Genomic DNA, 10,006 nt, shown 5'->3' on the forward strand with positions numbered 1-10,006 from the left:
CGCGACAGCGTTTTCCGCTCGTGATAGGGAGCAGGTTTAGCGGCGGCGAGATATTGTGAAAGCTCTGATACGGAAGCTGGTGGAAAGCTGGGGCAAGCCAAACCTCTCCTCAAAGGGAGAGCCGTTGCTTGATCTGGCTTTTTACCGGCGCCGTTATCCTGATGTCCGCACGCTGGTTTCAGACAAATCTCTAATCGCGCATTATCGTACTTGCGGCATTGCCGAAGGCCGTTTTCCGAACGCGGAAATGGAATTGGAGACGCTGCTTCGCGATGGCATCGGAGATAATGACCCGTTTGACCTGGTTGCTTATCGCACGCTGAACCCGGACTTGAACCGGACGCTGCGTGGCGATGCAGAATTTGTCGCCCATTACATTGATCATGGCCGAGCCGAGAAAAGGCCGTGCAGCTTCCCGGATCAAGACGCCGGGGTGTTGTGGAGGCGCTTGTTTAACCCCTCGCAATACCTGGCGTGGTGCCCGGATACATTTGAAACCGCCCCAATTGATTTCAATCAGGCTTTCAATCACTTCTGCAAATACGGACTTGATCGTCTGGCACCGTTGAACTTTGATGACTGGTTTGATCCTGCTTTTTATCGAAGCCATTATGGCCTTGCGCCGGCAGTGACAGACGCAGAATTGTATCGGGAGTGGCTCGACAAGGGCTTGGCAGAAGGCCGCAGCCCCAATGAGTTTCGACTGCTTGAGTCAATGCTGCGTGGTCGTGCATTTCCGGTGCAGCTTGAGTGGAGGGCCTATTGCGCTGAAACGGGACTTGATCCCGCTGCCGGACGTTCTGCAGCCCTCGTCTGGATGTTCGAAGTCGACGAGGATGCAGAGCGTATTGTGCGGTTCGCTCGCCCGTGCGGTATTACGCTTTTTGTCGATATCTGCCACTTTCGGTACAACCGTGGTGACCACTATGGTTGTTTTGCCCTGTTCCGGGAATGGGGTGAAAGCGACAAAGATTGTTGGCCACCAGAGCTGTGGGGCCTTGCATCAGACGTTTCACGTTATCTTGGTGACCTTGGAAAAGCGTGGGTCGCGGCACTTGCTGCCATAGGTGATGTGGGACCCGATTTTTCAGCGCTTGAACGCGTGGTCGATATTGCTGGGCAACGTGCAAAGCCGATTGAAGCGCTCGAAGCCCTTGAAGGCCAAGCAGTTCATTGGCACGGTGATCCCCGTTTTTCCGTGCTTTGCATGTCCGTACTTGAGCGACTTTTCGAACAGGATAGCGCCCGTGCGCATGCGGTTTTGCGAAGTGAAGGCGAACCGGGCGAGGCCGACGGCATTCTCACCAATTGTGTGGAGCGGGGCTGGCTTGCGCTCGATCGGTTGATGCTTGCTCCTGCCAGATTAGGCCCTGTGGCGGATGGCCATATCCCGATGTTGGCCAACCTTGAACTGCGCCAGTGCAATCATTACCGCGTTGAACAGAAGGCCGAATGGCTTGCTGCTGAGGGGCTTGAACTTCGCGTTCATTCTGAAGATCAGCCCGAGGCTTTTATCAAAGATCTTGTCGGCGCAAGAGCCGTCATCTTTTACAGGGTTCAAGCCACCCCCGGCGTCCTGAAAGCGATTTTTTACGCCCGGGCGATCGGCATCCCAACCTACTATGAAATCGACGATCTGATCTTTGACGCTGATGCATTTCCTCCGCCGCTGCAAAGCTATGCCGGGACTCTGTCTGCGGAAGACTATCGCGGGCTGCGTTTTGCAGTACCATTGTTTCGGTCCGCGCTTTCAGCATGCGATCGCGCCATTGCATCCACTGACACCCTGCTGAAGTCGATGCTTCCCTTGGTGCGCGAGCACACCGGGGTCGTGTTGCGCAACGGCATCGACAGTCGCAATCAGGCTGCACGATTTGAGAAGGCGGCTGCAAAGCGCAGTGCGATCAGGATTTTTTATGGCTCAGGCACTAAAGCGCATGGCCAGGATTTTGCAGAAATTGCCGGGCCAGCCCTATCGCGGATCATGGAAAACTTCGCCGGAGTTGAACTGGTTCTGGTCGGTAACGTGCCAATACCGGATTGTTTGAAGGCTTTCCGCAGTCGCATTATTGCCATGACGGCAATCCCCAACGTGCACGACTACTGGGCTGTTTTGGCGCAGTGCGACATCAACTTGGCCGTTCTGCGCCGAGGCGGAGCTGAAGACGCCAAAAGCGAGATCAAGTGGTTGGAAGCCGCGGTTCAGGGCGTTCCATCTGTCGTGAGCGCGACCCCGTCCTACCAAGAGGTCCTCCGTGATGGCGAGGATGTGTTTCTGGCTGCTACAACAGATGAATGGTATCAGTCACTTGCCCGTCTCGTTGCAGATCGTGAAAAGCGGGAACTGATCGGGCAATGCGCGCGCGCAACTGCACTTGCAAAATTCAGCCGCGAGACAGCCATTGCCGACTTTCGTGCGGCATTCGGCTTGTCTGCTCCTGACGGTACGCCTGCGGGCCAACATCGTGTGCTGATATGCAATGTGTTCTTTCCACCACAATTGCTTGGCGGTGCAACGCGGGTGGTCGCTGCCAATGTTGAATACATCGCCAGAAACTGTCCGGATGTAGCCCAAGCGGTGTTTACGTGTGACGCTTGGCCAAGCGACGATACGCACCTTTCGACGTCAGACTACGAAGGCACACCAGTATTCAGGCTTTCCTTGCCGCAAGATGCAAACGAAGATGACGCGCCAACGCGGGCAAGCATAGTCGATGGTTTTCGGCAGGTTATCCGCGTATTTCGACCTCACATGGTGCATTTTCACTGCATTCAGCGTCTTTCGGATGCAATTGTGTCAGAGGTTCTGAATGCTGGCATCCCCTACATCGTGACGCTGCATGACGGCTGGTGGATATCACCGCATCAATTCCTGGTGGATCAGTATGGCTTTGAACGCAGTGGCGAAATTGATCCATTGGCCGACCGTGGCTTGCCTGCCGATGAAGCGGGGAAAATGATTGCCCGCAGGGCGCGTCTCTATCCTCTGCTAGAGGGTGCAGCGTATCGCCTCGCGGTTTCCGATTCCTTTGCACAAGTTTACAAATCTGCAGGCGTTGAGGGCGTTGCCACTTTGGCGAATGGCATGCCGACGCTCAAGCCAGCTCAAGATACACACCAAGGGCAGGCCGTTTTGCGCGTGGCGCATATTGGTGGGCGCATGGTGCACAAGGGTGCCGATCTGGTTGAGGCAAGTCTGAGGCTTGGCCAATATGGTACCATAGAATTCGTGATGATTGACGGATCGGTTCCGGCTGGCAGGCCTGTAGAAACTGTCTGGGGTAGCACCCGGGTGCAACTGATTGCCCCAGTCCAAGCGGAAGACATCACTGAACTCTATAATTCGCTCGATGTAATACTTGTCCCATCGATATGGCCGGAAAGCTATGGCCTAGTCGTGCGCGAGGCGCTGCATTGTGGCAATTGGGTTGTGGTGAGCGATGTTGGTGCCTTGGCCGAAGCCGTAGTAGACGGCGTGAATGGCACTGTGCTTCCTTCACGCGATCGCGGCGCGCTAGATCGCCTTTTCGCTGATATGCAAATGAGGCCGGAACAATACCGCCGAGATCATAAACGGAGCCTTCAAACAAAGCGGACGCTGGATGATCAATCGGCTGAACTCGCTGAGATTTACAGGCGATTGTCAAATTAGGCGTATTTTGACTGCATCGTATGGCACCAAGATTGCGATAATCTGGTCGCATTTGAGAGCATCGACAGTAAGCCGATTAACAGGACGTTCGATGCAATCCATCATTTGCAGGTGATGGGGGAAGAATAGACAGCATCTTTTAGCGCGCTAAAACATCGCCAAGTGGTGGAGTGGGAAAGCCGTGGCAAGATTCGTAGGGTTGGAGACGGCGGACGTTTTGGTTGGCGGTGCCGATGCTGATGAGGTGATTGGCAATGGCGGCAACGATACGCTTGGCGGCGGTGCAGGTGTCGATACGCTTACCGGCGGGCTTGGGGCGGACCGTTTTATTGACACGACTGCAAACCTGAACGGAGACACGATCACTGATTTCAATGCAGCAGACCAGATTGTCATCACCGATGCGCCACCATTCAACGGGTGGATAGATTTCACAGGCGGCACCCTGAATTTTGGTGCCGGAACCATTGATCTGCCCGGCCTGGCTGCAGGTGTATTTTATTCAACGCCTTTCGTCAGTGGCGGCATTACTCTGACCTATTATGCGCCTGTTTCCATTACCAACAGTGGTGTCTTTGCAAATAATGCCACGACCTATGCTGGCGTCAGTCTCAATAGCGCGGGCATCACGTTTACGAATACTGGCAGTGGCCGAATCCTCTATCGCTCGATCAATCTGAGCGCTCAAGGTTCAACGCTGGTCAACGAACAGGGCGGACAGATTGGTTCTGTGCTGGGCGCACAGGGCAATGACACGGTTATCAATCGCGGCTCGATCAATTCTGCGTTGCTGGGAGATGGCAACGATACCTTTGACACCACCAGTGCGATTGCCTTTCCTCTCGAACTCGGCGGTGGCGATGATACGCTGCGCATCGGAGGATCGGTCTTTTCGTTGAGTGCTGAAGGCGGTACAGGTGTTGACACCGCAATTATTGCGATAACGTCCGGGCATTTTATCGCACGTGGCCTCAGCGGTTTTGAGCATGCCGTGATCGAGACGAGTCCGGGTCTGACCTCGAACATCGAAGGTCTTTCAGGGTATCAGTCCATCACAATTTCGCCGGCGCAAAGTTTTGCTCTGGCCAATTTGATAGATTCGCTCAATCCGCAAGTCGATCTCGCGATTTCCGGCAGCAACACGTCATTGGTCAGGTCAAGCTTCCGGTCCATCACGGGTGGCGGCCAACAGGATACCCTTTACCTGAATACCGGGACAGCGGTGAGCGGTGACGTTCGGCTTGAAGCCGGTGACGACGCTCTGCTTTTTGATGTTTTCACCACGGGTGCGGTTGCCACTGTGGGCGGCACAGTCGATGGCGGTGCCGGAACAGATACCGCCAATTTCAATATCTTCACTGAAGGGCAATCGCGCAGCGTTGATCTGGCCAATTTTACCGGGTTCGAAAAGCTGAACTTCAATTCCAGCTATGTCCTTGTTGCCAATTGGACAGCCAGCAACGTGGACGCTGCTGTGACGGACATACGGGTTGGTCACTTCATAGGGCTGACACTCAATTCCAGCATGCTGCCCCTTGCCAATCTGGATGCTGTTTTCGGGACGCGCGTTGTCATCGGCGCGGACAGCCTGGTTGCGAGCATTAAGAGCGTCAACGCCTCGCTTTCCGGTTTCCAGTTGGATACGCCGCAAAGTGATATTCGCAATTCATCCTCCATCCTTGTGAATGGTATCGTAACCGGTGATATCGCTATGGCCCAAGGCGATGATGTGGTTGATGCATCATCGGGCCATGTTGGTGGGACAATTTTCGGCAACGGCGGCAACGACACGTTGATTGGCGGAACTGGCGTCAATCGGCTTGTCGGCGGTTTTGGCAATGACGTGCTGAGCGGCGGGGCCGGCAACGACTTTCTGGATGGCGGCGCAGGAATTGATGCTGCAAGCTTTGCTGCAGCGCGCGCGCAAGCAACGCTTGTACGCAATAGTAATGGCACACTCACCATTTCCGTTGGGGCCGAGGGAACTGATACCGTTGCCAATGTCGAAAAGTTGCAATTCGCTGATGGATTGTTCGCGATAAAGCGCTTTGCCGATCCCGGCACCCCGCGCGTGGCCAACTTCACTGTCGGCGCGGGCGGTTGGTCGTCGCAGGACCGGTTCCCGCGGCAGGTGGCGGACGTCAACGGCGATGGACTGGCGGATATTGTCGGGTTCGGACAGGCGGGTGCGCTGGTGTCGCTGGGTCAGGCCAATGGCACGTTTGCCAATCCGGGTAAACGGTACGTTCGGGGCGGTTACGCTGGGATCAGGCAACTTCAATCCGGCCAATGGCTGGGCCTCCCAAGACAGTTTTGCACGCACCTTGGCCGATGTGAACGGCGATGGCTTTTCTGACATCGTCGGGTTCGGCATTGCCGGCACGTTCGTTTCGCTGGGCACGGGTACGGGATCGTTTGGTGCGGCCAGCTTTGCGCTGAACAACTTTGGCAGCAATCAGGGCTGGTCATCGGACAACGTGTTCCACCGCGAAGTGGGTGATGTGAACGGCGATGGCCGCGCCGACATCGTTGGCTTCGGAATTGCCGGGACACTGGTCGCGTTGGGGCAAGCCAACGGCACGTTCGCAAACGCTACTTTCGCGCTGGACAACTTCGGCACCAATCAGGGGTGGAGCACGCAGGACGCGTTCGCACGCGATCTGGCCGACGTGAACGGCGATGGCCGCGATGACGTGGTAGGCTTTGGCATAGCAGGCACCTTCGTCGCCTATGGCCAGACCGACGGCACGTTCAGCACCGCCGCCTTCGACCTTGCCAACTTCGGCCGCGATCAGGGCTGGAACAGCGACAACACCTTCCATCGCGAACTGGCCGACCTGAACGGGGATGGATTGGCCGATGTCGTCGGCTTCGGCTTCAGCGGCGTGTTTGCTGCGACCGCTTTTGACGGGTTGGTGATTTAGGGACAATGTACTAGCCAGCACCCGTAACAATCTAAACGTCGTGGCATTTTTTACATTTATGCAAACAACTTTGGACTAAAAGTAGATTTGTCTGAATAACTTTAGTTTAATAAGAAATAATACTGAATTGACGAAATGATATTTCTCCAATTCGGCTTGATGAGACGCGCCTGTTTCCGATATTCATGCTCCAAATAGCCAGATTTGATTCTGGCACTATTTGATCGTGGAGATCGTTATGGCTGTTGTGACCGGTACCAATTCAAGTGAAACTTTGAACGGTACTCCTCAGGACGATACCATCTCCGGCCTCGATGGCGCTGATACCATCCTGGGTGATTTGGGTGCTGATACGATTGATGGCGGCAATGGCAATGACACGCTAACCGGTGCAGGCGGTTCGGATGCCTTCCTGTTTTCCGCGCGCAATTTTGGCCAGGATATCATCACCGATTTCGTGATCGGGACCGACTGGATCAACCTCGCTGCGATCGGCGTTTCCAGCTTTGCCGCACTCCAGCCGTTTATCACGCAAGCGGGTTCCGACACTGTCATTACGCTGGGCTTCAACGGTGCCTCTGAAAGTATCCGGCTTCAGGGCGTAACAGCCAGCCAGTTAACGGCCGGCAATTTTGTATTTTTCACCAACCCGGTTCCCATTGTCGGCAGCCGCACCATTGTGGCCGGGTCTGATGGTGGTGATGTCCTGTTCGGCTCCACGATTGGCGATGTGTTTATTGGATTGGCCGGAACTGACCGGGTTAACGGTGATGGTGGCACATCAGATGAGCTGTCGTATCAATTCAGAACAACAGGTACCGGTCTTACGGCTGCGACCGGAAACCGGACATTCACCGTAACGGCATCATCGGTGACCGACAGCGCAGGCCAGTTCAGCACCACATTTTCGAACATCGAAAGTGTAACCTTCGATACCGACACATCGAATCCTACCGGTTTTGCGACGGGTGAAACGACGATCAACACAAGCGCTTTCACGGGTGCCAACGGTGTTTTTGTCAATCATGGCAATAGCACGAACCGGCTTACATTCACCGGTTCAGCAGCATCTGATCGCGTTGTTGTAGGCCAAGGTTCGCATGTGCTTGATGGTGGCGCCAGCGCTGGATTTGACACTGCGATGTTGTTTTTGGACGGCACTGCCGACGTGACAATCACCCAGGCAGGTTCGGTGATCAGGTCAACAGTTGGCGGCAGTGTGTCTGATGTTACCAACTTCGAGTCTGTTTTGTTCAGCCTCCGTTTCAATAGCGGGGCCTCGATCAATGCATCGACAGTCACCGCTTCGCTTGGATTTGGCGTTGCATATTCTGCAAACAGCTTCAGCGTAACCGGCGGCAGTGGCAACGACCGATTTGAAAATCACTACGAAGATATTGTGACCACAGTTGGCACAACAACAATGACTGGTGGTGCAGGCGCAGATACATATTCTTATGCTTACCTCGGAACCAATCTCGATAAAGACATAATTACGGATTTTTCCATTGAAGACCGGATCGATTTCTTCTTCGTCGAAACCGGACCTGTAAGCTTCATTGGATCTGGCGCTTTCACCAACGTCGCCAATCAGATACGCTATTTGAAGTCTGGCAGCACCACGTTGTTGCAAGCCGACAGCAACGGTGATGGCGTTGCCGATGCCACGCTGACCATTTCGAACGGGGCGTTCGATCTGCGGGAAACCTCTGCTGGATCTGCGGTTCTGCAGATTATCCCGGAAATTACGGGATCAAACGTTGCAGACACACTGACCGGCACAGCCATCGCCGACAGGATTTTTGCATCAGGTGGGGATGACCGGATCATCGGATCCACCGGGCCGGACGTCATCGACGGAGGTACCGGTTCCGACAGGCTGGAATACCAGTTCTTGGCCAACGGCACGGGTCTTTCCGGTGTCACCGGTAGTCGCACCTTCACCATCACGGCATCGGGCGTGACAGACAGCGCCGGGCAGATCAACACCGGATTTCAGAATATCGAGCGCGTGTCATTCGACACCAACGCTTTCAACTTCGGGGCATCCAGCGGCCAGGCCGTCTTTACCGGTTTTTCGACAGGCACGACTACCTTCAACGCCAGCGCCTTTACGGGGGCCTCGGGGGTCAATGTAAACAACGCACCCTACAGCAACAATGTGGTGTTTACCGGCTCTTCTGCCGCAGACTCCATTGCGGTTGGCCCTGGCGCGCATGTGCTTGATGGCGGAGCTGGTTCGGACAGTGCTCAAGTCATCCTGAGCGGCACGACAAATTCGACGCTCACCCAAACCGGTACAACGATCCGCGCGACGACAGGCAGCAACATAACCGATATCAGCAATTTCGAGCAGGTTTCTGTCAGCCTGCAATTCAGCGGTGGCGCATCGATCAACGCCACAGGGGTCACCTCCGCGCTAACCTTCAGCGTAGGTTACGGAACCAGCAACCACAGCGTAACCGGCGGCAACGGCAATGACCGGTTTGAAAATCACTTTGGCGGCGGCTCCACAACCATCGGCACCACGACGATGACTGGTGGCGCAGGCGCCGATACCTATTCCTACACCGGCTTCGGCACGAATTTTGACAAGGACGTGATTGCCGATTTCGCCACAGAAGACCGGATCGATCTTTCGCTGATTGGCTTGTTCAACCCTTCGGCCCCTGTGCGTTTTATCGGCACGGCGACGTTTTCCAATATCGTCAATCAGGTGCGCTATGCAAAATCGGGCAGCACCACGCTGCTGCAAGTGGACGGGAACGGGGATGGCGTGGCCGACGCTACGCTGACCATTGCCAACGGGGCGTTTGACATACGGGAAACGGCCCTCGGCTCTGCTGTGTTGCAAATCGTGCCCGAAATCGTGGGAACGGATTCCGCGAACTTTTTAAATGGCACCGCAGGTGACGATGTCATTCGCGCTCTTGGTGGCGACGATTCCATTATCGATCGCGGAGGCAACGACTTTATTGATGGCGGTGCCGGCAATGACCGCGTCACTTATGATTACAGTGCGGCAACAGGCCCTGTCACCGCAAACTTTGCATTGTTCACACCGTCATCCGTGCCAACCAGCTATAACGATGGGCTTGGCGGAACCGACTTGCTTGTCAACGTCGAGAATGTCCGGCTTCGCGGTAGTAGCGGCAATGACTCCCTGACAGGTTCGGCAACGATCGGAACGTTGATCTTTGGCGGTAGCGGTGCCGATACGCTAACTGGTGGTAGCGGGGATGACTTTATCTATGGCGATTTCTCGTTCACCTATGTCGATGGTCCAGACGTTATAAATGCCGGTGAGGGCGATGATGGTGTTGCGGGTGACCTAGGCTCAGGACCCATTAAATCGCTTGCGCTGGCGGCGATGGCTTGATTCAATAGCGGCGTTGAGGAGGCGCTGCTTTTGTCGGAACTCTGGTTGTTG

At 55.1% G+C, this 10,006-nt stretch carries 4 protein-coding genes; all 4 read left to right on the plus strand.

Annotated elements, in window-relative coordinates; all coding sequences use genetic code 11:
* The first annotated feature begins 55 nt into the window (after positions 1–55).
* The 4 genes from B7Y89_RS11380 (at position 56) to B7Y89_RS11395 (ending at position 9,955) form a co-directional block, all read left to right on the plus strand.
* Entirely contained in the window at positions 56–3,652 is a 3,597-nt protein-coding gene (locus tag B7Y89_RS11380) for a glycosyltransferase (protein ID WP_292938617.1), read from the plus strand.
* A gap of 181 nt (positions 3,653–3,833) precedes the next feature.
* Positions 3,834–6,008, plus strand: a complete 2,175-nt coding sequence (locus B7Y89_RS11385; RefSeq protein WP_292938618.1) for a hypothetical protein — start codon at positions 3,834–3,836, stop codon at positions 6,006–6,008.
* A complete protein-coding gene (locus tag B7Y89_RS11390; protein WP_292938619.1) occupies positions 5,986–6,576 on the plus strand; it encodes a VCBS repeat-containing protein in 591 nt (196 codons plus the stop codon). Before B7Y89_RS11385 ends, B7Y89_RS11390 begins: the two co-directional genes overlap by 23 nt.
* Before the next feature lie 238 nt (positions 6,577–6,814).
* Positions 6,815–9,955 (plus strand): hypothetical protein, encoded by a 3,141-nt coding sequence (locus B7Y89_RS11395; protein WP_292938620.1) that lies wholly within the window; start codon positions 6,815–6,817, stop codon positions 9,953–9,955.
* Positions 9,956–10,006 lie beyond the last annotated feature (51 nt).

The sequence above is a fragment of the Novosphingobium sp. 32-60-15 genome, from assembly GCF_002280675.1.
In the GTDB taxonomy this organism is placed as follows: Bacteria; Pseudomonadota; Alphaproteobacteria; order Sphingomonadales; family Sphingomonadaceae; genus Novosphingobium.